This window comes from Brevibacterium sp. H602 (assembly GCF_051172395.1).
Taxonomy (GTDB): Bacteria; Actinomycetota; Actinomycetes; order Actinomycetales; family Brevibacteriaceae; genus Brevibacterium.
This window is the reverse complement of sequence record NZ_JBPIZD010000001.1, coordinates 72066-96586: the sequence shown is the minus strand read 5'-3', so window position 1 is coordinate 96586 and position 24521 is coordinate 72066. Positions and strand designations below refer to the sequence as shown.

General features: G+C 64.1%; 24 protein-coding genes and 3 tRNA genes. 14 read left to right on the top strand and 13 right to left on the bottom strand.

All coding sequences use genetic code 11. The features are described 5' to 3' along the window. Positions 1-86 precede the first annotated feature (86 nt). The 5 genes from ACSBQT_RS00430 (at position 87) to ACSBQT_RS00410 (ending at position 4217) form a co-directional block, all read left to right on the top strand. Positions 87-1508 (top strand): MFS transporter, encoded by a 1422-nt coding sequence (locus ACSBQT_RS00430; protein WP_410710496.1) that lies wholly within the window; start codon positions 87-89, stop codon positions 1506-1508. Between the two features lie 135 nt (positions 1509-1643). Next, positions 1644-2912: an EAL domain-containing protein gene (locus ACSBQT_RS00425; RefSeq protein WP_435000564.1), complete on the top strand. Its 1269-nt coding sequence runs from the start codon at positions 1644-1646 to the stop codon at positions 2910-2912. A gap of 92 nt (positions 2913-3004) precedes the next feature. Then, positions 3005-3081: transfer RNA gene (locus tag ACSBQT_RS00420), tRNA-Ile, on the top strand. Between the two features lie 31 nt (positions 3082-3112). Next, entirely contained in the window at positions 3113-3277 is a 165-nt protein-coding gene (locus ACSBQT_RS00415) for a hypothetical protein (RefSeq protein ID WP_410710061.1), read from the top strand. Between the two features lie 448 nt (positions 3278-3725). Next, a complete protein-coding gene (locus ACSBQT_RS00410) occupies positions 3726-4217 on the top strand; it encodes a DUF3145 domain-containing protein (RefSeq protein ID WP_101546746.1) in 492 nt (163 codons plus the stop codon). Between the two features lie 318 nt (positions 4218-4535). On the opposite strand, the gene ACSBQT_RS00405 is transcribed toward ACSBQT_RS00410, so the two are convergent. The 6 genes from ACSBQT_RS00405 to aceE all read right to left on the bottom strand — a co-directional run bounded on the left by ACSBQT_RS00405 (position 4536) and on the right by aceE (position 12288). Continuing rightward, positions 4536-5780, bottom strand: a complete 1245-nt coding sequence (locus ACSBQT_RS00405) for a beta-ketoacyl-[acyl-carrier-protein] synthase family protein (protein WP_410710060.1) — start codon at positions 5778-5780, stop codon at positions 4536-4538. Between the two features lie 67 nt (positions 5781-5847). Next, positions 5848-6099: an acyl carrier protein gene (locus ACSBQT_RS00400; protein ID WP_025776743.1), complete on the bottom strand. Its 252-nt coding sequence runs from the start codon at positions 6097-6099 to the stop codon at positions 5848-5850. 119 nt (positions 6100-6218) lie between these two features. Next, positions 6219-7220: a beta-ketoacyl-ACP synthase III gene (locus ACSBQT_RS00395; protein WP_410710059.1), complete on the bottom strand. Its 1002-nt coding sequence runs from the start codon at positions 7218-7220 to the stop codon at positions 6219-6221. Between the two features lie 18 nt (positions 7221-7238). Next, positions 7239-8144, bottom strand: coding sequence for an ACP S-malonyltransferase (locus ACSBQT_RS00390; RefSeq protein ID WP_410710058.1), 906 nt, complete (start codon positions 8142-8144; stop codon positions 7239-7241). A 34-nt stretch (positions 8145-8178) separates the two neighbouring features. Next, positions 8179-9399 (bottom strand): PucR family transcriptional regulator, encoded by a 1221-nt coding sequence (locus ACSBQT_RS00385; RefSeq protein WP_410710057.1) that lies wholly within the window; start codon positions 9397-9399, stop codon positions 8179-8181. A 126-nt stretch (positions 9400-9525) separates the two neighbouring features. Further along, positions 9526-12288 carry a pyruvate dehydrogenase (acetyl-transferring), homodimeric type gene (aceE, locus tag ACSBQT_RS00380; protein WP_410710056.1) on the bottom strand — a complete coding sequence of 921 codons (2763 nt, stop codon included), beginning with the start codon at positions 12286-12288 and terminating at the stop codon, positions 9526-9528. Between the two features lie 294 nt (positions 12289-12582). Here aceE and ACSBQT_RS00375 point away from each other — a divergent pair, with 294 nt between their 5' ends. The 3 genes from ACSBQT_RS00375 to ACSBQT_RS00365 all read left to right on the top strand — a co-directional run bounded on the left by ACSBQT_RS00375 (position 12583) and on the right by ACSBQT_RS00365 (position 13959). Then, on the top strand, positions 12583-13026 hold the full coding sequence (locus ACSBQT_RS00375; RefSeq protein ID WP_139467151.1) for a DUF3052 domain-containing protein: 444 nt from the start codon (positions 12583-12585) through the stop codon (positions 13024-13026). After that, positions 13023-13490, top strand: coding sequence for a redoxin domain-containing protein (locus tag ACSBQT_RS00370; RefSeq protein WP_410710055.1), 468 nt, complete (start codon positions 13023-13025; stop codon positions 13488-13490). Before ACSBQT_RS00375 ends, ACSBQT_RS00370 begins: the two co-directional genes overlap by 4 nt. Positions 13491-13554: 64 nt before the next feature. Then, the gene (locus ACSBQT_RS00365) at positions 13555-13959 is read left to right on the top strand and encodes an HIT family protein (protein WP_410710054.1); all 405 of its coding nucleotides are present in this window, start codon (positions 13555-13557) and stop codon (positions 13957-13959) included. 26 nt (positions 13960-13985) lie between these two features. Here ACSBQT_RS00365 and ACSBQT_RS00360 read toward each other — a convergent pair whose 3' ends face one another. Continuing rightward, on the bottom strand, positions 13986-14747 hold the full coding sequence (locus tag ACSBQT_RS00360) for a MerR family transcriptional regulator (protein ID WP_410710053.1): 762 nt from the start codon (positions 14745-14747) through the stop codon (positions 13986-13988). A 93-nt stretch (positions 14748-14840) separates the two neighbouring features. After that, positions 14841-16022, bottom strand: coding sequence for a trans-sulfuration enzyme family protein (locus ACSBQT_RS00355; protein ID WP_410710052.1), 1182 nt, complete (start codon positions 16020-16022; stop codon positions 14841-14843). A 109-nt stretch (positions 16023-16131) separates the two neighbouring features. Between ACSBQT_RS00355 and ACSBQT_RS00350 the strand changes: the two genes are divergently transcribed. Together ACSBQT_RS00350 and ACSBQT_RS00345 are read left to right on the top strand one after the other, a co-directional pair. After that, positions 16132-16605, top strand: coding sequence for an Lrp/AsnC family transcriptional regulator (locus ACSBQT_RS00350; protein ID WP_101554022.1), 474 nt, complete (start codon positions 16132-16134; stop codon positions 16603-16605). A 34-nt stretch (positions 16606-16639) separates the two neighbouring features. After that, a complete protein-coding gene (locus tag ACSBQT_RS00345) occupies positions 16640-17068 on the top strand; it encodes a DUF1801 domain-containing protein (protein WP_410710051.1) in 429 nt (142 codons plus the stop codon). Between the two features lie 59 nt (positions 17069-17127). On the opposite strand, the gene ACSBQT_RS00340 is transcribed toward ACSBQT_RS00345, so the two are convergent. Continuing rightward, on the bottom strand, positions 17128-17718 hold the full coding sequence (locus tag ACSBQT_RS00340; protein ID WP_410710050.1) for a DUF2249 domain-containing protein: 591 nt from the start codon (positions 17716-17718) through the stop codon (positions 17128-17130). A gap of 123 nt (positions 17719-17841) precedes the next feature. On the opposite strand from ACSBQT_RS00340, the gene ACSBQT_RS00335 reads away from it, so the two are divergent. Beyond that, positions 17842-18189, top strand: coding sequence for a cupin domain-containing protein (locus ACSBQT_RS00335; RefSeq protein WP_410710049.1), 348 nt, complete (start codon positions 17842-17844; stop codon positions 18187-18189). A gap of 148 nt (positions 18190-18337) precedes the next feature. Here the strand turns inward: ACSBQT_RS00335 and ACSBQT_RS00330 are convergent. Both ACSBQT_RS00330 and ACSBQT_RS00325 read right to left on the bottom strand, forming a co-directional pair. Then, positions 18338-18411: transfer RNA gene (locus tag ACSBQT_RS00330), tRNA-Val, on the bottom strand. A 94-nt stretch (positions 18412-18505) separates the two neighbouring features. Further along, positions 18506-19003: a TetR family transcriptional regulator gene (locus ACSBQT_RS00325; RefSeq protein ID WP_410710048.1), complete on the bottom strand. Its 498-nt coding sequence runs from the start codon at positions 19001-19003 to the stop codon at positions 18506-18508. A gap of 82 nt (positions 19004-19085) precedes the next feature. On the opposite strand from ACSBQT_RS00325, the gene ACSBQT_RS00320 reads away from it, so the two are divergent. Further along, positions 19086-19162: transfer RNA gene (locus tag ACSBQT_RS00320), tRNA-Pro, on the top strand. Positions 19163-19283: 121 nt separating this feature from the next. Here ACSBQT_RS00320 and ACSBQT_RS00315 read toward each other — a convergent pair. Further along, positions 19284-20690 (bottom strand): uracil-xanthine permease family protein, encoded by a 1407-nt coding sequence (locus ACSBQT_RS00315; protein WP_410710047.1) that lies wholly within the window; start codon positions 20688-20690, stop codon positions 19284-19286. Positions 20691-21050: 360 nt separating this feature from the next. On the opposite strand from ACSBQT_RS00315, the gene bioB reads away from it, so the two are divergent. Further along, positions 21051-22106, top strand: a complete 1056-nt coding sequence (bioB, locus tag ACSBQT_RS00310; RefSeq protein WP_435000770.1) for a biotin synthase BioB — start codon at positions 21051-21053, stop codon at positions 22104-22106. 14 nt (positions 22107-22120) lie between these two features. On the opposite strand, the gene ACSBQT_RS00305 is transcribed toward bioB, so the two are convergent. Further along, positions 22121-23548 carry an AMP-binding protein gene (locus tag ACSBQT_RS00305; RefSeq protein WP_435000559.1) on the bottom strand — a complete coding sequence of 476 codons (1428 nt, stop codon included), beginning with the start codon at positions 23546-23548 and terminating at the stop codon, positions 22121-22123. 118 nt (positions 23549-23666) lie between these two features. On the opposite strand from ACSBQT_RS00305, the gene ACSBQT_RS00300 reads away from it, so the two are divergent. Next, positions 23667-24521, top strand: coding sequence for a Nif3-like dinuclear metal center hexameric protein (locus ACSBQT_RS00300; protein WP_410710045.1), 855 nt, complete (start codon positions 23667-23669; stop codon positions 24519-24521).

Sequence of the window (24521 nt, the reverse complement as noted above, 5' to 3'; positions counted from 1 at the left end):
CGGGGTCGAACCGGACTGCATGAACGTAGGATGAGGCGAGGCAGAGACGATGAAAATGAGGGGGCCGCGTGAGCGAGAGCACGAAGATGACGCAGACGCAGAAGCGCATCCTCCTCATCGGCCTCGTTCCCCTCTTCATGTCCCTGCTGTCGGTGTCCAGCATCAACGTCGTCCTGCCCTCGATCGCTGCTGATATCGACGCCTCCACTTCGGCGCTGCAATGGGTGCTCACCGGTTATGCGCTGTCCTTCGGCGTGGTCCTCGTCGCCGCCGGACGTGCCGGAGACGTCTTCGGACGCGGACAGCTGTTCGCCATCGGAGTCGGTCTGTTCGGGCTGTCCTCGCTGGTGGCCGGAATCGCCCCTGATCCGCTGACGCTCAACATCTCCCGAGTGACCATGGGGCTGGGCTCCGGATTCCTCAATCCGCAGGTCGTGGGCCTGCTGCAGCAGTACTTCCAGGGGCCGCCGCGCGGTCGTGCATTCGGGCTGATGGGCACCACCGTCGGTCTGTCGGTGGCCATCGGCCCTGTGCTGGGCGGTGCCCTCATCGCACTGTTCGGCAGCGACCTCGGCTGGAGAGCGACCTTCCTGGTCAATGTTCCCTTCGCCATCGCCTCCCTCATCCTCGCCCGGGCCTGGCTGCCTGCCGGCGCATGGCGACCTGCCGTCGACCAGGACGCGAAGAACTCCGACGGCGGCAAGGATCTCGACCCCGTGGGGGTCATCCTCCTCGGCATCGGCGTCCTCCTGATCCTCCTGCCCTTCGTCGAATCATCGCTGGGCTGGTTCATCTGGCTGTCCCTGCCGATCGGCATCGGCATGATCTGGGTGTGGGCCCGGTGGGAACGTCGGTACGCGCGTCTGGGCCGTCCCCCGATGGTCGATCTCGATCTCTTCCGCATCCGCAGCTTCAGCAACGGTGCGATCATCATCGCCCTCTACTTCCTCGGCGTCACCAGCGTCTGGGTCCTCGTAGCCATGTACATGCAGCAGGGGCTGGGACACACCGCCTTGGCCGCGGGAATGATCGGTCTGCCGGCCGCGCTGTGCTCGGCGGTCTCAGCCGATGTGTCCGGACGGTTCGTTTTCCAGATCGGGCGCCGCCTCGTTGTCTGGGGGATCGCGCTGTGCCTCGTCGGTCTGGTGGCCACGATCGCCGTCGTCGCGCTGCTGTCCCAGGGCATCGGAAGCGAGTGGTGGATGCTGCTGACCCTGGCGTTCATCGGCACCGCGCAGGGCATGGTCATCAGCCCCAATCAGACTCTCACCCTGCAGGAGGTCCCCCTGAGGTACGCCGGGTCCTCGGGAGGAGTGCTCCAGACCGGGCAGCGCATCGGCACTTCGATGGGGCTGGCGATCATGACCGCGCTGGCGTTCTCGATCACCGCGGCGAGCAATTGGCATTGGGGGATGATGGGAGCGTTCGTCGCGATCGCCGTCATCGTCATCCTCGCCGGTATCGTCGGTCTCATCGAGGTTCGCCGAGGCGGCCCCCGCCGGGCTTGAGTGCCGCTCGCGCCGCGCCCGGCCGAGTCAGGCAATCGTCAGCTGTCAGCGCAATAATGTTACGGATTTTAGACAATCCGCTGTGTCCGAATGTGGAAGACTGTGAACGCACATCAGCCCATGGAAGGAAACACAGTGGTCGAGGCCGTACCCGATGACGAGCTGGGGCTCGAGGAACTCGTGCGCTCGGGCGGGATAGAAACCTATTTCGCCCCCGTCGTCGACGCACTGACCTTCCAGCGGGTCGGCCACCAGATTCTGCAGGCTCCCACGGGTTCCCCGGAGCTGGGTCGTGCCGAGTCGGAGAACCTGCGTCACGCCATGCGCGCCTCGACGATCACGGGTGATATCGACGCCTCTCTGCGTGACTCCGCGCTGCGCACGGCAGAAGGAGCCGGACTGCCGAAGTCGAACCGCCTGTTCCTCCATGCCGAAGCTGAGTCTTTTGCGACCCTCGAGGATCGCACCGGAGAACCCGACCGCTCGGTCATCCTCCAGCTCGACGCCACCCGGGTCGCCTCGTCCCCGGCCTCAGTGCTGCGCTCGGTGCGGTCGGCACGCGCCATGGGCTGGGGAGTGGGCATGTCTTCTGTGGGGGCCGATCTGCGCAGCACTGCCTTCGTCCCGCTGGTCAATCCTTCGGTGGTCGGACTCCACCCGGACGTTCTGCGCATCGACTGCGACTCCCATCTGGCCGAACTCAACCGTCTTCTCCACGCCCATCTCGAACGCACCGGTGCGGTCATCCTCGCCGACGGTGTCGAGACCGAAGAGGATCTGGACCGTGTGCGTGCGCTCGGGGCGCGGTACATGTCCGGGCCCTACTTCGGTGAGGCCACGAAGCAGCCGCAGGCGTTCTCCGAGCCGAACGAGGACGCCCTCGTATCTCACTACTCCCGCAATCTGCCTGCACTGGGCACCCCGTATTCGATCTCGCAGGGACTGCGCCGCGAGCCTCTGGTGATGAACCGCGAACTTCTCGTCGCGCAGATCGCCGCCTTGGAAGAGCGTGCTCTGGCATCGGGAACCGCGACCATCACCCTCGGAGTGTTCGGAGAGGACGACGACTTCTCCGAGGCGACACGACTCCGTTATGAGAAGATCCGGGACACCGTGGGGCTGACGGCGATGTTCTCCGGCGGCTTCGACGGACCGCCGATTCCCGGAGTGCGCACCGGACTCGTCGACGCATCCGATCCCATCCGCAATGAGCACGGCGTCGTCGTGGTCGGGCCGGACTGGTCGGGCATGGTTGCAGCGTCGAAGCGCAACGATCCGGGCAGCGACGGACAGACCGTCTTCGATGTCTACATCACGACCGACCGCTACACCTGCGTCGACGCCGCACGCAGCGTTCTGACTCGCGTCGCACCCCTCACCGCAACAGCGAAGCTGCGGGCCTGAGCGGCGCGAGTCCGGGTGTCCCGACTCCGCTGAACGCACGTGTGATGCGAATGGGGAAGCGGGCTCCGATGGTGCTAATGTTGTCTCGGCTGGCCCCCGTAGCTCAGCTGGTTAGAGCAGGGAACTCATAATTCCTTGGCCGTCGGTTCAAGTCCGACCGGGGGCACCACGAACCATCGAACCGGTTCGGACAAAGGAGCGTGGGCAGTCCACTCTCCGCCCGGATCGTTCCTGACGAGTTCGGCAATTCTGCGGTCGTCTGCCTCCGCCTCGTCGAACAGGTGTGTGAAAGAGGCCTCCGCCTTCGGGTTCTCGGCGGAATGCTCGGCCCGTATTCGCATTGCCCCGGTGTCGTCATCGGATGAAGAGATCTCGACGACGAATTGCGGGCCCACTTCGGCAGAGACCACTCGTGCCAGACGAACGCCCTCCTCGGTGAATGCGCGCGCTGCCGCATCGGATACCCAGTCGATCTCATCGTTGAGCGAGTCATAGTAGGACTGCTCCACACCTGCAGCTCCGCGACGAGGCCAGAGGACAGCCCTGATTTCCGACAGTCGATGGGATCGCGGATCCACAGCACCGAACATGCATAGTCGGGGAACATGCGGATAGTCCGCGGCGGTCGTTCGTCGGTCATCTGCTCCTCGGTCATGACGCCAGCCTATGGCCGGTCATCCGCTCGGCACAGACACCCGACGCCACCAGCATCTTTGATGCTTGGCTGTACGACGAACATCGACTATTATGTGGTCAGCACCTCCTTTCGGATCGTAGGGGAAGACGTATCCGAGGTAGGAGGCAGAAATGGATATGACTCAGGGCGTACTCTTCGTCCACTCAGCACCTCGTGCGCTGTGCCCTCACATCGAGTGGGCAGCGGGCGGGGCCATCGGCGCACAGGCACGCTTCGACTGGACACCCCAGCCGGCAGCACCAGGGCTCGTGCGCGCGGAAGTCTGCTGGCGCGCGCCCGCAGGCTCCGGAGCTCGCATCGCATCCGCACTGCGCGGCTGGGATTCACTCCGCTATGAAGTCACCGAGGAGCCCTCGGCCGGAGTCGACGGCGGTCGATGGAGCCACACACCCGATCTGGGCATCTACCACGCCGTCACCGATACGGCCGGCAACATCCTCGTCCCTGAAGACCGCATCCGCTCCGTGATGGAGCGCGCTGCCGGTGACCCTGCGAAGTTCTCCTCGGAGATGGCGACCGCTCTCGGCGAAGCCTGGGACGAGGAACTCGACGCGTTCCGTCACGCAGGAGAAGGCGCACCGGTGCGCTGGCTGACGAAGGTCGGCTGAGCCGCTCCCTTCACCGCCGAACTGCACTCAGCTGCGAGAGTTCGGGCGTTCACAAATGCAGATGGGCACACCCTCCTACCTCGGGTGTGCCCATTTCGCACGCTATCGTGCCTGCGCGCTTATGCAGGAGGCTCTGCACAGACCACTCTCCTGGGCACCTTGAGCAGATTGCTCAGCGCAAACTACCTTCCCAGGCGTATAGTGCGTCTTGCGCCCAAATGGAAACGGCCCACTCTGAGTCAGTCGGAAAGCACAGTTTCAAAACCGTGTTTTTCGACTCAGAGTGGGCCGTAGAGCTGTCTGAGTTCGCTCAGAACTTCAGACTGAGCGGAACGCGACGACGGCGTTGTGACCGCCGAAGCCGAACGAGTTCGTGATCGCTGCGATATCGCCGGCAGGCAGATCCGCAGGCGTGTCACGGACGATGTTGATCCCCTTGACCTTCGGGTCGACTTCGTCGACGTTGATGGTCGGGGGAGCGGTGCGAGTCTGCAGCGCCTTGACCGTGAGGATCGCCTCCACGGCACCCGTACCTCCGAGGAGGTGTCCGGTCATCGACTTCGTGGCCGAGACCAGTGCATCGGAGACGTTGTCACCGAGGAGTTCGCTGATGGCCAGCGATTCCGGGATGTCTCCGACAGGAGTCGACGTGGCATGCGCATTGACGTGCTTGATCTCAGCGGCGGTCAGCCCGCCGGCGTCGAGTGCCTGCTGCATGGCGGCCAGCGCGTGCTTGCCCTCCGGCTCTCCACCGGTGATGTGGTAGGCGTCGTTCGAGATGCCCCAGCTGGCCACCTCGGCGTAGATCTTCGCTCCACGAGCCTTCGCATGCTCCTCGGTCTCGAGGATGAGCGTGCCCGCACCTTCGCCCATAACGAAGCCGTCGCGGTCGACGTCATAGGGACGCGAAGCGGTCTCGGGCGAATCCGTGCGACGCGACAGCGCCTGCATCGAATTGAACGCGGCAAGAGTGATCGGGTGGATCGCTGCTTCCGAACCGCCGGCGATGATGATGTCGGCCTTGCCCGAAGCGAGAACATCATAGGCGTGGCCGAGGCTCTCGGTCGATGAGGCGCAGGCGGAGACCAGGGTCTGCACGCCGGCACGAGCCTTGAATTCCATGCCGATGGCGGCCGCAGGTCCGTTGGGCATGAGCATGGGAACCGTCAGGGGCATGACCCGGCGCGGGCCTTCCTCCTGCAGGGTGTCCCAGGCGTCGAGCAGAGTCCAGACTCCGCCGATTCCGGTGGCCCAGGAGACGGCGGTGCGTTCCGGATCGGTCTCCTCGAGACCGGCATCGGCCATGGCTTCACGAGCAGAGATGAGAGCGAACTGGCTCGAAGGATCGAGGCGTTTGGCCTGGACCCGTTTGAGATTGTCGGGCACGACCTGTGGGTCGACCTGCGCTGCGAAGTCCACGGCGAGGCCGTACTTCTCTGACCAATCGTTGTCCATTGTGTGGACGCCGGACTGACCGGCCAGAATGGCTTCCCAAGTGGCATCGACAGTCGCGCCCAAGGGGGTTACCGCACCGATTCCGGTGACGACAACTTTAGATGTCATGGTACAAACCTCGTCGATAGTGTGGACACGGCCCGTCTGTGGACGGGCCGTGTTCGGCTGCTGTGTGTCAGGCTTCCTGAGCCTTGTTGATGTAGTCGACAGCGTCCTGAACGGTGACGAGGTCCTTGACGTCGTCATCGGGGATCTTCACGCCGAACTTCTTCTCAGCGTTGACGACGATGGTCATCATCGAGATGGAGTCGATGTCGAGGTCGTCGGTGAACGACTTGTCGGCTTCGACTGCTTCGACAGCCAGGCCGGTCTCTTCGTTGACGATCTCTGCCAGCCCAGCGAGGACTTCAGCTTCGGTGAATGCCATTTCTTTCCTACTTTCTGATTTCGGTCGAGGGTTTTTCGACCGTTTGAGGAACTTTTCGACGAGTGTCCCGCCGAATATCTTAGGACATTCACGGAGAGTTTTCCGTGAATGGGTGTGTCTCAGGGCAGGCGCACGACCTGAGCACCGTAGACGAGGCCCGCGCCGAAGCCCATCTGCAGGGCGAGACCGCCGCTGAGTTCGGGCTGTTCCCGCAGGAGCCGTTCGGTGGCCAGCGGGATCGACGCCGCCGAGGTGTTCCCGTTGTCGGCGATGTCACGTGCGATGACAACGGACTCGGGGAGCTTCAGCTGCTTGGCGAGCTCGTCGATGATGCGCATGTTCGCCTGGTGCGGGATGAAGGCAGCGAGATCCTCGGCCTCGATGCCGGAAGCAGCGAGAGCCTCCTTGGCCACCTCGGCGCCGTCCCACACGGCCCAGCGGAAGACGGTCGGCCCGTCCTGGCGCAGGGTCGGGAAGGGCAGTTCGCGGTCGTCGCGGATGTCGTAGAGGGAATCCGTCATCCGGATGGTCGACCAGTTCTCGCCCTTCGAGCCCCACACCGTCTTCGAGATGCCGGGTTCGTCGGCGGAGGACACGACGACCGCGCCGGCGCCATCACCGAGGATGAACGAGATCGAACGGTCCTCGGGGTCGATGACCTCGGAGAGCTTTTCGGCTCCGATGACGAGGACATTGTCGAGCGTGCCTGCACGCACCAGCGCGTCGGCCTGGGAGATGCCGTAGCAGTAGCCGGCACACGCCGCGCTGATGTCCCATGCCGGGATCGGCCCGGTCCCCAGCCGTGCGGTCAGTGCCGCAGCCGCTGAGGGTGTGAAGTACTCGAACGTGACGGTCGAGATGATGATGCCGCCGATGTCCTCCGGCTTCAGCCCCGCCGAGGCGATCGCCTCGAGCGCGGCTTCCTCGGACATGTCGAGGACGCCGACGTCTTTGCTGGCACGACGGCGGGTGACGATGCCCGTGCGCTGACGGATCCATTCGTCGGAGGAGTTGATGGGTCCGGCGATATCGTCATTGGTGACGAGGTTCTCCGCACGGTAAGCACCGATTCCGGCAATGCGGGAGAAAGTGCCGAGTTCGGCAGTCTTGAGTGTAGGCATGGCGTCTTCTTTCGATTCTCAGGCGTGGGCTGCCGCGAACTCACGCGCGCCGTCGAGGTCGGCGGCCGATTTGATGGCGAATGTCTCGACGCCCTTCATGGCGCGTCGAGCGATTCCGGTCAGCGTTCCACCGGGGACGAGTTCGATCATTCCGGTCACACCGGAGTTCAGCAGCGCCTCCTGGCACAGATCCCAGCGCACCGGGTTCGTGACCTGCTTGACCAGGCGGTCGACATACTCGCGACCGGCCTCGACCGCAGTGCCGTCGGCGTTGCTGAGGATCGAGACGGCAGGGTCGGAGACCTCCATCGCCGAGGCGGCGGCAGCGAGATCGGCGGTGGCGGCAGCCATGAACTCGGTGTGGAAGGCGCCGGCCACTGCCAGCGGGATGACCCGAGCCCGCTCCGGCGGGTTCTCGGCCAGGGTCTCGAGCGCCTCGAGAGAGCCGGCGGCCACGGTCTGGCCCCCACCGTTGACATTGGCGGGGCTGGCCCCGGCGGCCTCGATCGCGGCGAGAACATCCTCGGGCTGGCCGCCGACCACGGCGGACATGCCGGTCGGAGTGGCGGCGGCAGCGGCGGCCATTCCATCGGCACGGACCTTGACGAAGGCCATGGCGTCGGCCGGGGTGAAGATGCCTGCGATCTGTGCGGCCGCGATCTCACCCACGGAGTGGCCGGCGACGACGGCAGGGCTGACGCCGAGCTCGGCGGCGCAGGCGATGGCGGAGGCGACGAGCAGAGGCTGTGCCACCGCGGTGTCCTTGATCGTCTCGTCATCGGATTCGGTTCCGTGCAGACGCAGATCGATTCCCGAGGCTGTCGAGAGTTCGTCGATCTGTGCCGAGAAGGTGTCGAGTTCGAGGAACGAACTCAGGAAACCGGTCTTCTGGGCTCCCTGGCCCGGACAGGTGATTGCAAGCACTCAGTTCTCTTTTCGTTGGGTTCCGTTGTTCAATCTAATGGACACTGGACCGATCTCGGTGAGATTTGTCGCTGTTCGACAATACGCCGTCCTCGGACAGTCGCCCATACACCAAGGCGATGTGGATGACGAAGGCATCACGCGAGGTCGTCGGATCGAGCCCGATGGCGTCGGTGATCTTCCGGAGTCGGTAGCGCACAGTATTCGGGTGCACTGACAGTGCCTTGGCCGTGGCTTCGAGAGAGGACCCGAATTCGACATAGGCGCTCACGGTCTTCAGCAGCTGGCCCGTTCCCGAGGTCAGCGGTTCGTAATAGCGTTCGATAAGTTCGGACAGGGCGATCTGATCCCCGGACAGAGCGCGTTCGGGCAGCAGATCATCGGCTTTGACCGGGCGGGGGGAGTCGGGGCGGGCGGTCGCGGCCTTGAGCGCGCGGATCGCCGCCTTCGCCGAGGTGGCCGCTTCGGCAAGTCCCGGCACTGCCGGTCCGACGATGACTTCGGAGGGTCCGAAGCAGTCCGAGAGGTCCTCGACGGCATCGTCGAGTTCCGTCACTCCGCCGAGGACGATGAGCAGACGATTGTCGTGGATGCCCACAAGCGCGTCATCGGCCCACCGACTGGCCTTACGGCGGATGCCGTCCAATCCCTTCTTCGCCGAGCGCTGCGGGGCGCGGCCGACGATGACGCACACGGGGCCCTCTGACTGCCAGCCGAAGGCGGCGGTCCGGCTGGCGAGCTCGTCGACGGAGTCTCCGCGGACGAGAGCGTCGACGACCATCGCCTCGAGTCGCGCGTCCCAGCTGCCTCTGGCCTCTGCGGCCCGGGCGTAGACATCGGCCGCGGCGAACGCGATCTCCCGGGAGTAGATGAGCACGGCCTCGCGCAGGGCAGGCTGCTCGACGGGACGAGCGATGTCCGGAACGCGTTCCTCGACGACCTCGACGACGATCTTGAGCAGCTGCAGGGTCTGCTGCAGGCTGATGGCCCGGATGAGGTCGCGTGGCGCGGTTTTGAAGATGTCGGAGACCACACGCAGATTCGTATCGGGCTTGCGGTACCAATCGACGAACGAGGAGATGCCCGATTGGGCAAGCAGTCCCACCCAGGAGCGGTCTGACGACGACATCGAGCGGTACCAGGGCAGCTGAGCCTCCAGCCGCTGCAGAGTCACCGATGACAGGACGCCGACTCCGGCGCGCAGTCTGCGGGCGGTTTCGGCACGACGGCGCAGGGTCTCGGCATCAGACATCATGAGCACGAGTTTAGATGAATCAGAACAATCCGGTTGTCAGCGACATACAAAGAGTCGAAAAAGGCGACAAATATGGCCGGAGTCTTGGAGACTCCGGCCATATTCGCTTTCAGCGTGCGGGCGAGATCAGGCGCCTGCTCCCTCGGTTGAACCCGAGTTGCCGGCACGAACATCGTTGAGCTGGTACTTCTCAGCCGCCTCGGCGGCCTTGTCGATCGAGATCTTCCCGGTATCGGCCAGCGAGATGAGCGCCTGCGTGACCACGGAAGGACCATCGACGAGGTAGTAGCGACGTGCCGCGGGACGGGTGTCCGAGATTCCGTATCCGTCGGTCCCCAGCGAGGTGAAGTGGCTGGGCACGTACTGACGGATCTGATCCGGCACTGCTCGCATATAGTCCGAGGTCGCGATGATCGGGCCCTCGGTCTCGGCCATCTTCTCGGTGACATATGGAATCCGCGGTTCGGACTCGGGGTTCTTCAGACGCTCGTTCTCAGCGTCGAGTCCGTCGCGGCGCAGCTCGGTCCACGACGTCACCGACCACACATCGGCCGAGACGCCCCAGTCCTGATCAAGCAGCTCCTGAGCCTCGAGCACCCACGGCACACCGACGCCGGATGCCATCAGCTGAACCTTCGGCCCTCCGTTGTCGGGTCCCTTCTTCAGGAGATAGAGGCCCTTGAGCACGCCTTCGACGTCGAGATCCTCCGGTTCGGGCGGCTGGACCATCGGCTCGTTGTACATGGTGATGTAGTAGAGCACGTCAGGATCTCGCTCATCGGCGGGATCGTACATCCGGTGGATGCCGTCCTTGACGATATGCGCGATCTCATAGCTGTAGGCCGGGTCGTAGGAGACCACGGACGGATAGGTCGACGCCAGCACGTGCGAATGTCCGTCGCCGTGCTGGAGGCCCTCGGCCACCAGAGTGGTGCGTCCCGCGGTGGCGCCGAGGACGAAGCCGCGAGCCATCTGGTCACCGGCGGCCCAGAAGAAGTCACCGGTGCGTTGGAAGCCGAACATCGAGTAGAAGATGTAGAACGGGATCATCGGCTCACCGTGCGTGGCATACGAGGTGCCGACCGCGGTCAGCGCCGCGGTCGCCCCAGCCTCGTTGATGCCGACGTGGAGCAGCTGACCGTCCGTCGCCTCCTTGTAGGCGAGGAACAGGTCGCGGTCGACGGAGATGTAGTTCTGTCCGTGCGGGTTGTAGATCTTCGCCGTCGGGAAGAACGAGTCCATGCCGAAGGTGCGAGCCTCATCGGGGATGATCGGCACGATCCGGTGGCCGAACTCCTTCTCCCGCATGAGGTCCTTGAGCACGCGCACGAAGCCCATCGTGGTGGCGATCTCCTGCTTGCCCGATCCGCGACGACCGGCCTGGTAGGCCTTGTCCGAGGGCAGTTTGAGATCGATATGAGTCGACCGACGCTCGGGGGAGTATCCGCCGAGCTCCGCGCGACGCTCCTGCATGTACTTGATCTCGGGTGCGTCGACGCCCGGGTGGTAGTACGGAGGCAGCTTCGGGTTGTCTTCGAGCTCCTTGTCCGAGATCGGGATCTGGAAGTGGTCGCGGGCGAGCTTGAGATCGTCGACCGTGAGCTTCTTCATCTGGTGCGTGGCGTTGCGGGCCTCGAAGTGCGGTCCGAGCGAGTAGCCCTTGACCGTCTTGACGAGGATGACGGTGGGCTGTCCGGTGTGCTCCATCGCGGCCTTGTAGGCGGCGAAGACCTTTCGGTAGTCATGCCCGCCGCGCTTGAGGTTCCAGATCTGCTCGTCGCTGTAGTCCTCGACCATCGCCTTCGTCCGCGGGTCGCGGCCGAAGAAGTTGTCGCGCACGAAGCCGCCGGACTCACCCTTGTAGGTCTGGTAGTCGCCGTCGGGGGTGGCATTCATAAGGTTGACGAGCGCGCCGTCGCGGTCCTTGGCCAGCAGTGCGTCCCATTCCCGTCCCCAGACGACCTTGATGACGTTCCAGCCGGCACCGCGGAAGTACGACTCGAGTTCCTGCATGATCTTGCCGTTGCCGCGGACGGGTCCGTCGAGACGCTGCAGGTTGCAGTTGATGACGAAGTTGAGGTTGTCGAGCTCTTCGAAGGCAGCGACGTGGAGCATGCCGCGGCTCTCCGGCTCATCGAGTTCGCCGTCACCGAGGAAGGCCCAGGTCTGCTGCTGCGAGGTGTCCTTGATCCCACGGTTGTGCAGGTACTTGTCGAACTGCGCCTGCGCGATCGCGTTCATCGGTCCCAGACCCATCGACACCGTCGGATGCTCCCAGAAGTCGGGCAGCTGGTGCGGGTGAGGGTAGGACGGCAGTCCCTGCGGCTTGCCGTCGATGAAGTGCGACTGCTGCTGACGGAAGCCGTCGAGCTGTTCGGCGCTCATCCGGCCCTCGAGATAGGCACGGGCATACATGCCGGGGGAGGCGTGGCCCTGATAGAAGATGTGGTCGCCGCCGCCCGGATGGTCCTTGCCGCGGAAGAAGTGGTTGAGGCCGACCTCGTAGAGGGTCGCCGAGGAGGCGTAGGTGGAGATGTGCCCGCCGACCTCCACCCCGGGACGCTGAGCGCGGTGGACGAGCATGGCGGCATTCCAGCGGTTCCAGCGACGGTAGCGGCGTTCGACCTCTTCGTCTCCGGGGAACCAGGGTTCGTTCTCCGGACCGATGGTGTTGACGTAGTCGGTGGCGGTGAGGCTGGGCACGCCGATCTGCTTCTGGCGAGAGCGCTCGAGCATGCGCAGCATGACATAGCGTGCTCGAGTCCGACCGCCCTCGTCGATGAGGCCATCGAGGGAGGCCAGCCATTCGGCGGTCTCCTCCGGGTCGATGTCGGGCACCTGGCTGGGCAGCCCGTTGAGGATGGGCCCGCCCTGATTCCGATTGTCCACGATGTGGTCCTCTCTTCAGCTCCACGATCTTCTTTGGTGTAGAGATCATGACCATCGGATGGTGTGTGCTCCGCAGGTTGTCTGAGCCCAGAGGCCACCCGATCTACCTGTCAGCCTAGTACTCCCAGCCGAACTTCGCGCTCCCGCGAAGTTGTGATCTCTCTGACGCATCTGCACACTGTGCCGACAGGTTCACGGTCGGGTGTGCTGATTGAGTGCCGTTTGAGTGCGCTTGCCGCGCGCGGGCGCGCCGATTATTTGCACCTTGACCACTGTTGGCGGAAGAATACGAGCATGAGCAACTCCGCTTCTGAAAGGACATCCTCCACTTCGACCCTCGCAAACGAGCTGGGACACAACCTCGGCTTGAAAAAGGGCGACTATGTGCAAGAGGTCGGCTATGACGACGACGTCGATCAGGCACTCTGCGAGGCGATCGAGAACATCATCGGAGACAAGATCGCCGATGGCGAAGAGGATGACGTCTACGACGTGATCCTGATGTGGTGGCGGTCGGACGACGATGACCTCGTCGACGGTCTCGTCGACGCCCAGACCACATTGAAGGAGGGCGGAGTCGTGTGGCTGCTCAGCCCGAAGGCGAACCGTCCGGGACACATCAGCCCGGCCGACATCTCCGAAGCGGCGCCCACCGCCGGAATGCATGTGACCTCTACGGTCAGCGCCGCCGATGACTGGGCCGGATTCCGGCTCGTGGGCAAGAAGAACTATTCATGATCCTGCGGCCCGGTGACCGGGCCCCGGATCTCACCCTTCCCGATCATCTCGGGTCGGTCATCACCCTCACCGAGGCGGCCCCACGTACCGCTCGCGTGCTCGCATTCGTTCCGTTCGCCTTCTCTCCGATCTGCGGAGACGAACTCGCCGCTCTCGACAAGTGGCAGGAACGGATGCGAAAGGGTTCCCGGGCCGTTGACGTCGTGGTCGTCTCAACCGACTCCAAGTACACTTTGGCGGCGTGGGCCCGGCAGACGGGAGTAGACGTCACTCTCGCATCGGATTTCTGGCCCCATGGTGAAGCGGCTCGCGCGTTCGGCGCCTTCGATCAAGTCCACGGAGTCGCCGAACGAGGAGTCTTCGTCATCTCACCTGCGGGTACGATCGTGAGTGGCAGGAAGGTCGCCCGTACCGAGACTCGGGATTTCTCCGAGGATTTCGCCGTAGCCCTTTCCAGCCTCTGAGAATCGAGCCCCCGCCGAAGAGCCGATCGACGGCACCTTCGGCGCCTGTTGAGGAGGACACCTTATGGCCACGCTGTTCACGAAGATCATCAACGGAGAGATCCCCGGCACCTTCGTCCATCAGGATGACAAGTGCGTCGCATTCCTCGATGTCGCTCCGATGACCGAGGGCCATGTCATGGTCGTCCCGCGCGACGAGATCTCTCACTGGATCGACGCCGATGCGGACCTTCTCGCTCATCTCACCGCGGTGGCGAAATCGATCGGCGAAGCACAGAAGCGAGCATTCGACTGCGACCGCATCGGCCTCCTCATCGTCGGCTACGAGGTTCCGCACCTGCACATCCACGTCCTGCCGACGACGTCGATGGATGACTTCGACATCTCTGACCGTGCTCCGATGCAGACTCCGGAACAGCTGGAGGCGCCTGCCGAGAAGATCCGACAGGCGCTCTCCGAACTGTCCTGATCCGGTGCTGCTCGACTCAGATCGACTCAGAGGCCGTTGGCCTCGAGGCAGCGGTCGAGTGAATCCCTGACGAGTTCGGCTCCCGCGGTTCCGCCGTAGTTCGCGCCGAACCGCGGGTCGTCGACATACATCTGCCCGAGACCGCGCACGTATCCTGCGAGGTCTCCGTCGGGATCAGCGGCGGGCGTGCCCGGGACTGCTCGCAGCCATTCGATATGGCGTCGGGCGAGGTCCTGGCAGCGGTCCGAATCGGGCCGGGCCCCCGCCTCGGCGGCGGCGATCCAATCCTCGGACAGAGCGGAGACTCGGGCCTTCCACTCCCGTTTCTCGGCCGGCGACCGGCTGGACCACCACTCGTCTCCTTGCCGGTAGGCGTCGGCACCCCAGCGCCTGGTCACTTCCTCTTCGTGTTCGCGATGGTCGAAACCATCGAACATCTCTTCAGCCATGAGCGGCTCACCTGCTTCCAGTCGTGTGATGGTGACGGCGACGGCGGCGAGCTGTCGGTCGAGCCTGTCTCTCTCGCGTCCGAGCGAGACCAGGTGCTGCGACAGCGCCTCGACCGGATCGTCTCTCCGATCGAGCACCTCCGCGATCGTCGTCAACGGCAGACCCAGCTCCTTGAGCAGCAGGATGCGCTGGAGGCGCACCAGAGCCGCTTCGTCGTAGCAGCGATAGCCGTTGGCGGCGATCGAGGTCGGCGGCAGCAGACCGATGGCGTCATAATGACGCAGGGTTCGGCTCGTCGTTCCCGTCAGCCGTGCGATTTCCTGAATGGACCAGTCCATGTCTGACAGCTTAGAAGTTGACGCAGCGTCAAGGTCAAGAGCCGGATTGATCGACACGAGGAGAAAGTTCTGACGCTGTCTCGGAACTCCGACTCAGGCAGCGTCGCGAATGGCGTCGAGTGCCGTGAACAGGTCTCGGGCGAGGTCGTCGACATGTTCGAGCCCGACCGACAGGCGGACGAGGCCGTCACCGGGTTTCGCGGTGGCCGCCACGGGCCGATGCGTGAGCGAGGCCGGGTGCTGGATGAGCGTATCGGCACCGCCGAGGGAGACAGCGTGCACGATGAGATCGCAGTGTTCGACGAAGGTCCGGGCCGCTTCGAACCCTCCGGCGAGTTCGATGGCGATCATCGCGCCGCCGCCGTGCATCTGCGAACCGACGAGCCCGCGCGGATCGGAGTCGGCGAGACCGGGGTAGTGGACACTGGCGATCTCGGGGCGTGTCTGGAGGCGCCGGGCGAGTTCGCCTGCGGTGTCCTGGGCGGCGCGCATCCGCACTGCCAGCGTGCGAAGTCCGCGGTGCAGGAGATAGGCGCCCATCGGGTGCAGCAACCCTCCGGTGATGGCGCGGACCCGACGCAGACGCATCGTCCAGTCGCTGTTCGTCGCGATGATCCCGCCCATCGCGTCGCCATGACCGCCGAGGTACTTCGTGGCACTGTGCAGCACGAGAGCTGCCCCATGGTCGAGCGGACGCTGGAGCACTGGGGTGCAGAAGGTATTGTCGACCAGTACCGGCACGTCTCCTGCCGCTGCGACGACGGCGCCGATGTCCACGAGGTCGAGGCTCGGGTTGGCCGGAGTCTCGATGATGACGAGGCCGGTGTCCTCTCGGATCGCCGAGGCGATCTCGTCTTCTTTCGCCCAGGTCACCGAGGTGCCGAGCAGTCCTGACTCGAGCAGGTGATCGCTTCCTCCGTAGAGTGGGCGAACGGCGACGATATGAGGAGTGCCAGCCTCGACCGCGGCGAGGAGCGCAGCGGTCATGGCTGCCATTCCAGTGGCGAAGGCGACGGCGGATTCGGCGTTCTCCAGTTCGGCGAGCGCGGACTCGAATCGTGCCACACCGGGCTGCCAGAGCCGCTGGTAGACAGGAGAGTCCCCCTCTTTCAGAGCATGGCCTCCAGCGAGGCTCTCATAGGAATCTCCTCCCGTGCGGACATCGTTGACCGGGTTGGTGGTGGAGAGGTCGATTGCGGGAACGTGGACGCCTTCGTCTGCGAGACCGTCCATCCCGCCGTGGACCATTCGGGTCTCAGGGTGCATAGATGTCATAAGCGTATTCAATCCAGTTCTCCCGACGTGCGCAACGAATGCGCAATGACCTGCAGGTATTCGATGCTCTCCAGGAGAATCTGCGATGAGGTATGGGAGACTGTGACTCATGTCGCAGAATGTCTCACTCGATGGCACCGATCTTCGCCTCCTGCAGGAGCTCAATGCCGATGCACGCGCATCGGGCGCGGTTCTGGCCGCGGCCGTCGGCATCTCGGAATCGACGGTGTCCCTGCGTCTCAAACGACTGAGATCGCTCGGTGTCATCCGCGGCTTCCATATCGACGTCGATCCGACGGCGTTGGGAGTCGGCCTGCAGGCGCTCATTTCGATTCGGTTGGCCAAGCATGATCGGACCGAGATCGACGCGTTCACTGCGGCCGCGCCGAAGTTCCCGGGGGTGGTGCGGATGTACCATATGGCCGGAGCCGACGACTACCTGCTCCACATCGTCGCCACAGACACCGCGGCCGTGCAGTCCTTCGTCCTCGACTATCTCACTCGGTATCCTGCCGTGGCCCATACACGCACGAACCTCATCTATCGTGTCGAAGACGGCTCCGCTTGGATTCCCGAGGAATGATCCCAGAGGTGCCCTGAACTGCCATACTGTCCTCATGGCAGAGAACAAGACCCAGCCGACCGACGCCGATGTCGCCGCCTACCTCGATTCGGTGACTCCCGAGAAGCGCCGCGAGGACGGACTCGCCCTCGACTCGATCTTCCGCGAGGTCACCGGCGAAGAACCCGTGATGTGGGGTCCCTCGATCGTCGGCTACGGCCGCTATCACTATCGATCCCCGGTGAACCCGCGCAACCACGGCGAGTGGCCCGCGACAGGGTTCTCCCCTCGCAAGAGTCAACTCTCGCTGTACGGACTCAAGGACCTGCCCGAGGCGGCGTATCTGCTCCCGGAACTCGGGAAGTACACAGAGGGTGCCGACTGCGTCTATGTGCGTCGTTTGGAGAACATCGACGAGGCGGTGCTGCGCCGACTCATTGCCATCGCCGCGGCCCGTCCCGACGATCCGGAACCGGCCGACTGATCACAGGCACCGGTGGGAAGCCGATGGATGACTCCGGTTTGATGATCACGGGTCCGTGATCAGGTGCGGGCGGTGATACTCAGCCCCTGTTTGCGCTGGTGGACAGAGAAGTACTGCAGTCCCGCCTCGGCGTCGGCGAGGAATCGGCGGCGGGACTTACGGGGCAGCCACACGAGCTGGCCGGGGGTCAGGTCGATCGTTCCCGTTTCGGTCTCAAGAATGCCTGCACCGGCGAGGACGTGGATGAGGACGTCGAGAGACGGACCGGTATGTTCTCGGATCTCCCCGCCGGGGACCAAGGCAATGACATTCGCGTCGAGGTCACGCCGCTGCGTCGGCAGCTGCCAGACGGATCCGGAGTCCTCGGCGGTATCGCTGAGTTCGGTGACGTCGAGGACGACGCGAGGGGCCGGTGTGCCGGCGCGACGGACGATGCGCACCCGAGCTTCACCCTCTGTGCTCTGCAACGGCTCCCAACCGACCGCACCGGCGAACTCGCGGACCATCTCCACACGCAGGCCTTCGGGTACGTGATCGTTGACGAGGATCAGGCCTGTGCCGACCTCGAGTTCCTCATACGCCTTGATGATGAGCGGATGCCGCTCCGGCTTCGGTATGTTCCGGACGTCGATGACGGGTTCGTCTGCCACAGCAATACCTCTCAGTCGCTTCGATGATTCCGCATCGAAACTATCACCACAGTGGGAAATCGAGATTACGCTGAGGAAGGAAGCAAGCCTCCGAGCTGTACACCACTGAGGAAGGAATTCACGATGACCCAACAGGCGTCCGCACAGAACCTGGAGAGTCTCAGCGCAGAGCTGCTGGAGAAGGCTCGCGGGGTACGCAGCGGGCGGGCCGCTAAGGGCGTGTTCACCGGAACCTATCTTCGGCAGGCCCTGCTCACAATGCGAGCGGGTGCCGAGCTCGCAGAACATGATTCCCCACCGGAAGCGACGTTGCAGGTCGTGACAGGTCAGGTGCGGATGGTGACGGCCGATGAGACCTGGGAACTGAGCGCCGGAGAACTCATCGCCATTCCCCCTCAGAAGCACTCGGTGGAAGCCCTGACCGATGCGGCATTCCTGCTCACGATCCGTACGGAGATCGACAAGGGGTGATCGACTCCGGTCCTGGTATTCGACTCCGGGGCCGGTCTGCGACTCCGACCCCGCCTCGGCGGATTTCGATTCAGCGCCAGCCCCGCCTCGGCGAGATTCGGGGCGAAATATGGAAAAGGCACCCCGTGCTCACAGGATGCCTTCACGGTGGGCCCAGAGGGACTCGAACCCCCGACCCTCTCGGTGTAAACGAGATGCTCTAGCCAACTGAGCTATAGGCCCCACCTGCGTCGTCGACGACTGCGACAGCGCTTGATCAGTATGCCATACCCGAGGGTGAGCAGCGAAACGGGAGCGCCGGTGGTCACGGTGAGGATCAGATCTGTGACCGGGAGGATCGCAGCAGCCGCGCCGCATTGGCTGCGAAGTTCTCTGCTGCATCGGCGGGGTCGACGTCGAAGAGTCTGCGGTTCTGTTCGACGGCCACGGAACCGAGAGTGAGCGTGAGGATTCCATGAGAGAGTTCGGCTCCCAGCCGATCGGTCGTCAGCGCCTGCGGAGTGACATCCGTTGGGGCGATCGAATAGCCGAGCAGCACGATCTCGGCACCGTCACGGTATTTCAGCAGCACCTCGCGAAGTGACATCGCGGCGGCGAGTGGATCGATGGTGGCGGGACAGAGAGTATCGACTTCGGCTTTGAGCGAACGCGAAATGAGGATGAGCAGTGACTGCTTGTCCTTGACGTGCCAGTACAGCGCAGAAGGCTGAACGTCGAGTTCGCGGGCGAGTCGGCGCATGGACAGATCGCCCAGACCGTACTGCGAAAGGATGCTCAACGCAGTGGTGGTGATGCTTTCGGCTGTCAGTGCCAATGAGACATACCTTTCATTCTCGTGCAGCGGCCCTTCCCGATTTTTCAGATCGCGTTCCCCTCGCTATAGTAGTTCCTGGTCACGGGATATAGCGCAGCTTGGTAGCGCGCCTCGTTCGGGACGAGGAGGTCGTGGGTTCGAATCCCGCTATCCCGACCAAGGGAAAGTGCCGCAGCATCGCTCAGGCGAGGTTGCGGCACTTCTGCATTCACAGCCGATCACCGTCGCGATGGGGGTGCGCTGCACGAATGCAGCGCACCCCCATCTTCACGACTCGCGCTCAGGAGGGTGAGCCTGGCTTCCGGGAGCCGGCATCGGTTCGGTCAGCCGCCTCGGCGAAGTTCTCCGCGACGATGTCGGGATCCGTGCCCCGCCACCGGGCGATCGCCTTCATCACCTGATAGATGATGATCGCCGAGGCGGTGCCCAGGGCGATGCCTTCGAACTGCAGTCCGCCCGAGGTCCAGGTGAAGTTCGCGATGGCGACGATGAGCGAGACCGCGGCAGTGTTGAGGTTGATCGGGTTGGAGAAGTCGACCTTGTTCTCCACCCAGATCCGCACGCCGAGCATGCCGATCATTCCGTACAGCACGGTCGCAGCTCCGCCGAGGACCCCGGGAGGGATCGTCGCGATGATCTCACCGAACTTCGGCAGCATGCTGAGGACGAGGGCGATGATCGCCGCGCACAGGTAGGCGGCAGTGGAGAAGATGCGCGTGGCTGCCATGACGCCGATGTTCTCGGCATAGGTCGTCGTTCCCGAACCGCCGCCGGATCCGGCAAGGATGGTGGAGAAACCGTCGGCGAAAAGCGTCCGGCCCGTCAGGTGATCGAGGTCGCGGCCAGTCATTGCGGCGACCGATTTCACATGGCCGATGTTCTCGGCGATGAGGACGAGGACGACGGGCAGGAACAGGCCGAGGTAGCCGAGATCGAACGCCGGTGCATGGAACGCGGGCAGTCCCACCCAGTCGGCTTTCGAGACGGTGGAGAAGTCGAGGTCACCCTGCAGCCATGCCGCACCATAGCCGACCAGGACGCCGATGAGGATCGAGAGTCGGCCGAGCATCCCGCGGAAGAGCACCGTGGTCAGCAGAATCGCGACGATCGTGATCACGGCGGTCAGGGGAGCGGCCTTGACCCAATCCCAGGCGGCCGGAGCCAGGTTTAGCCCGATGAGGGCCACAATGGCCCCGGTCACCACTGGGGGCATGGTCACTTCGATCCATCGGACGCCGACGAAATGGACCACGAGCCCGACGAGCGCCAAGGTGACTCCCACCGAGATGATTCCACCTTGAGCCAACGCCATGGCATGAGGTTCGAGGTCCTCTCCGGCCGTTGCCGAGAACCCCGTGACGGCCCCGATCGGAGCGAGCAGCCCGAACGACGAACCGAGGTAGGAGGGCATCATGCCCTTCGTGATGAGCAGGAACAGCAGCGTGCCGATGGCGGTGAAGAACAGCGTCGTCGACGGTGGGAACCCGGTGAGCAGGGGCACGAGGAACGTCGCGCCGAACATCGCCACGACATGCTGTGCACCGATGCTGATGGTCCGCGGCCAACTCAGACGCTCTTCCGGCAGAACCCTCTCTCCGGGAGCGATCGTCCGCCCGTCTCCGTGCAGACGCCAGCCGCGGCGACTGCCTGTTCCTTCGCGAGTGTCCGTGGGTGCCGACTCCGCCATTGTGCTCCTCGTTCCGTTCTTCCCTGTACTGGGTCGTTGGCCGGCGGTCGGGCAGCGCTCGGGGCCGGCGAAAGAATTCTATGCTCCAGCCCGCCGGCACGCCGACTCGAACGCTGACGATCCGGTATGGCCGGTGTGTCTGAGGACCCTGCTCCGGAAGGCGGGTTCAGCATTCTGATAGCGCTTTGAACAGTGTTCAGGAGATCTGAGCTGGGCCGATTCTGTCCTTGTTCAATCGCCCGGAGACAAAGGATCAATCGATGACGACTGTGAACCCTGACCAGAACGTGAACCCCGAACGGCTCGCCGAGTCCATTCTCCACGGGGGAGCCAGCCACTGAATCCGACGCACTCGCTCTCCTGGCTACGCCGGATAAGGAGCTGTTCGGTCTCGTCCATGCCGGATCGCGACTCCGCCGAGAGCACTTCGGCATGACGATCAAGTTGAACTATCTCGTCAACCTCAAATCGGGAATGTGCCCGGAAAGCTGCACCTACTGCTCACAGTCACTGGGGTCGAAGGCCGAGATCCTCAAATACTCGTGGCTGAGCACCGACGATGCCATGGATCAGGCGAGTATGGGCATCGGCGGCGGGGCGTCGCGCGTCTGCCTCGTCGCCAGCGGTCGTGGACCGAGCCGTCGCGACGTGGGCCGCGTCGGTGAGATCGTCGAACGCCTCAAAGACGAGAATCCCGAAGTCGAGGTGTGTGCGTGTCTGGGCATCCTCAAGGAAGGTCAGGCCGAGGCGCTCAAGGAAGCCGGCGCCGATGCCTACAACCACAACATCAACACCGCGGAATCCTTCCACGACAATATTGTCAAGACCCACACCTACGAGGACCGGACGAATACCGTCGAACACGCCAAGGCGGCTGGACTCTCACCCTGCAGCGGCCTCATCGTCGGGCTCGGCGAAAGCGACGAGCAGATCGTCGAGGCGCTGTTCGCGCTCAAGGCCCTCGGATCCGAGTCGATCCCGATCAACTTCCTCGTTCCATTCGACGGCACGCCGCTCGAGGGACAATGGAACCTCACGCCCATGCAGTGCATGAAGATCGTCGCGACGGCCCGCTTCGTCTGCCCCGACAGTGAGATCCGACTGGCCGGCGGTCGCGAGATCCACCTCAAATCCCTCCAGCCGATGGCGCTGCAGCTGGCCAACTCGATCTTCCTCGGCGACTATCTCACCGCCGAGGGCCAAGCCGCCGCCGATGACCTCGCCATGATCCGCGACAACGGATTCACCATCCTCGGTCAGGAGGGCGGGGAGGCCCGGACAGAGGAATCCGTTGCAGGATGCGGTGGGGAAGCGGGCTGCTGTTCCGATCGGCAGACCTCCGCCGAGGCGGCCGCCCACACCGATCCCGTCATCCGCCGACGCGGCGCAGGTACCGCAGAAGTCGCCAATGCCTGAGCGTCCGCGTGCCCTCAGGCTTGGCGCAGGCTGCGCTTGAGGATCTTCCCGGCTGAGTTCTTCGGCAGTTCGGCAACGAACTCCACCCGCTTGGGCACCTTGAACCCGGCCAAGCGGGACTTGACGTGACCGATGACATCATCGGCCGACAGCGGCGGCTGTCCGTCCTTGAGGACGACGAAGGCGGCCACCGCCTCGATCCACTTCTCATCGGCGATCCCGACCACAGCCACCTCGGCGACCTTGACGAGGTCCCCGGAATGGAACCAGCCGTTGTCGAACGCCTCGGCGGTGGCTTCCGGCCGGTTCCAGTAGCCTTCGCACAGCTGCGGCGACCGGTAGAGGATCTCGCCCTCCTCGCCGGGGCCGACGTCGTCACCGGCGGCGTCGACGACGCGGGTCTCGACGAACATCACCGGGCGACCGGCCGAACCCGGGTGATCGTCGTGTTCCTCGGGACGCAGCACAGTGCACAGCGGGCCCAGCTCCGACTGGCCGAAGCAGTTGTAGAAACCCAGCTGCGGAAGCCGCCGGCGCAGGCGCTCGAGGATCGGTCCGGGCATGATCGAAGCTCCGTAGTAGGCCTTGTGGAGGCTGTCGAGGTTGCGTGTTTCGAGGTCGGGGCTGTTGGCCAACGCCACCCAGACGGTGGGGGCGGCGAAGAACGAATTGACCTTCCGTTCCTCGAAGATGGCGAGCAGCTGCTCGGGCACGGGCGCGGGGACGATGATGTTGTGCGCGCCGATCGACAGAAGCGGCAGCAGGAAGACGTGCATCTGCGCGGAATGATAGAGCGGCAGGGCATGGACGGCACGATCGGTCGCGGCGAAGTCGAGGGACATCAGGGACGACAGGTACTCGTGCAGAAGGGCACGATGGGTCATCACCGCACCTTTCGGCGCCGAGGTGGTGCCGGAGGTGTAGAGCAGCTGTGCCACGTCCGTGTCGTCGACGGAGAATTCTGCGCTGCCGGCAGGGGCGATGTCCTCCGCGGTGGCGACTGGAACGAGATCGGCGAAGTCGATCACCTGCGCCTCGGCTCCGGTCGGGGTTGAGGTGACGGCGGACTTGAGGTCGGAGTCGGCGAAGACGATCTCGGCACCGGAGTTGCTGAGGATGTAGTCGAGTTCGTCGCTCTTCAGCTGATAATTGACCGGCACGTGGATGAACCCGGCGCGGGCGCAGCCGAGATAGAGGAGGACGAAGACGTCGGAGTTCTTCCCATAGGCGGCGACACGGTCGCCCTTGGTCACGCCGAGACGAACCAGTTCGCGGGCCACTGCGGTCACGGCAGAGTCGAGTTCTGCATAGGTCCAGGTTCGGTCGCCGAATTCGATGGCTGTATCGGTGGGGAAACGGCCGGCGCTGCGTCGGATGAGATCAGAGACCGTGGACGAGGTTCTGATGACGGGTGATTCGGAGGAGGCGCGTGTAGTTGTCATGATCCAAATATATGAGCCAGATCACGTTCGGCGAAAATCGTCGGCTGATCTCTGGGCAGGGTCCTCGGTCCCACGCTGCCGGCGATGTGTCTCGGTTCGGATGTAATAGTGTGGGGGCATGAGACATCCGAAGGTGAGTGACTGCGTAGAGGTGTTCGACTCACTGTGGCCACCTGCCCTGGCCGAGTCCTGGGATTCCGTAGGACTGGCCGTCGGCGACCCCGACGCCGAGGTCCGATCGATCCTCTTGGCTCTTGATCCTATGGACGCCGTGATCGCCGAGGCCGTCGTACTCGGCGCAGACCTGGTGTTCAACCATCATCCGCTCATGCTCAAACCCGTGAATTCGGTGAACGCCGCAACTTTGAAGGGAGGAGCCGTCCACACTCTCATCAGCAACGATATTGCGCTGTTCAATGCGCACACGAACGCCGATTCGGCCCGCGGCGGAGTCTCCGATGTGCTCATCTCACTCTTGGGGATCGAGGAAGCGCAGCCACTGTCCCCGCATGACGAGGCTGATGATTCGGGACGCGGCTCGCTGCCGACCGGGATCGGCCGCGTCGGCGACCTCGACCGGCCCACACCGGTCCGGGACCTTGCCAGGCGACTGGCCGCGCAGCTGCCGCGCACCACGACCGGTGTGCGGATCGCCGGCGATCCCGCTGCGACAGCGACTCGTGTCGCGGTCTGCGGCGGCGCCGGCGACTCGCTGTTCGACGAGGTCAGGGCCAGCGGCGCCGACGTCTACGTCACCGCCGACCTCCGCCATCACCCGGCCACCGAGGCGCTTGATGCGGCGAATCGTCGAGAGCGCGGACTCTCGCTCATCGACCTCTCCCACTGGGCGTCTGAGACGGTCTGGCTGAATGCGGCGGCCGAGGCACTCGAGACCGAATTCGCGCGGCGCGGGTTCACTGTCTCGCTGCAGCACTCGGCAGTCAACACCGACCCCTGGGTCGAACGGTACTGA

Coding starts and splice junctions, on each gene's coding strand:
- ACSBQT_RS00430 (WP_410710496.1), top strand. CDS start 87: ATGACGCAGACGCAGAAGCGCATCCTCCTCATCGGCCTCGTTCCCCTC.
- ACSBQT_RS00410 (WP_101546746.1), top strand. CDS start 3,726: ATGACTCAGGGCGTACTCTTCGTCCACTCAGCACCTCGTGCGCTGTGC.
- ACSBQT_RS00405 (WP_410710060.1), bottom strand. CDS start 5,780: ATGACATCTAAAGTTGTCGTCACCGGAATCGGTGCGGTAACCCCCTTG.
- ACSBQT_RS00400 (WP_025776743.1), bottom strand. CDS start 6,099: ATGGCATTCACCGAAGCTGAAGTCCTCGCTGGGCTGGCAGAGATCGTC.
- ACSBQT_RS00395 (WP_410710059.1), bottom strand. CDS start 7,220: ATGCCTACACTCAAGACTGCCGAACTCGGCACTTTCTCCCGCATTGCC.
- ACSBQT_RS00385 (WP_410710057.1), bottom strand. CDS start 9,399: ATGATGTCTGATGCCGAGACCCTGCGCCGTCGTGCCGAAACCGCCCGC.
- ACSBQT_RS00375 (WP_139467151.1), top strand. CDS start 12,583: ATGAGCAACTCCGCTTCTGAAAGGACATCCTCCACTTCGACCCTCGCA.
- ACSBQT_RS00370 (WP_410710055.1), top strand. CDS start 13,023: ATGATCCTGCGGCCCGGTGACCGGGCCCCGGATCTCACCCTTCCCGAT.
- ACSBQT_RS00365 (WP_410710054.1), top strand. CDS start 13,555: ATGGCCACGCTGTTCACGAAGATCATCAACGGAGAGATCCCCGGCACC.
- ACSBQT_RS00360 (WP_410710053.1), bottom strand. CDS start 14,747: ATGGACTGGTCCATTCAGGAAATCGCACGGCTGACGGGAACGACGAGC.
- ACSBQT_RS00355 (WP_410710052.1), bottom strand. CDS start 16,022: ATGACATCTATGCACCCTGAGACCCGAATGGTCCACGGCGGGATGGAC.
- ACSBQT_RS00350 (WP_101554022.1), top strand. CDS start 16,132: ATGTCGCAGAATGTCTCACTCGATGGCACCGATCTTCGCCTCCTGCAG.
- ACSBQT_RS00345 (WP_410710051.1), top strand. CDS start 16,640: ATGGCAGAGAACAAGACCCAGCCGACCGACGCCGATGTCGCCGCCTAC.
- ACSBQT_RS00335 (WP_410710049.1), top strand. CDS start 17,842: ATGACCCAACAGGCGTCCGCACAGAACCTGGAGAGTCTCAGCGCAGAG.
- ACSBQT_RS00315 (WP_410710047.1), bottom strand. CDS start 20,690: ATGGCGGAGTCGGCACCCACGGACACTCGCGAAGGAACAGGCAGTCGC.
- ACSBQT_RS00305 (WP_435000559.1), bottom strand. CDS start 23,548: ATGACAACTACACGCGCCTCCTCCGAATCACCCGTCATCAGAACCTCG.
- ACSBQT_RS00300 (WP_410710045.1), top strand. CDS start 23,667: ATGAGACATCCGAAGGTGAGTGACTGCGTAGAGGTGTTCGACTCACTG.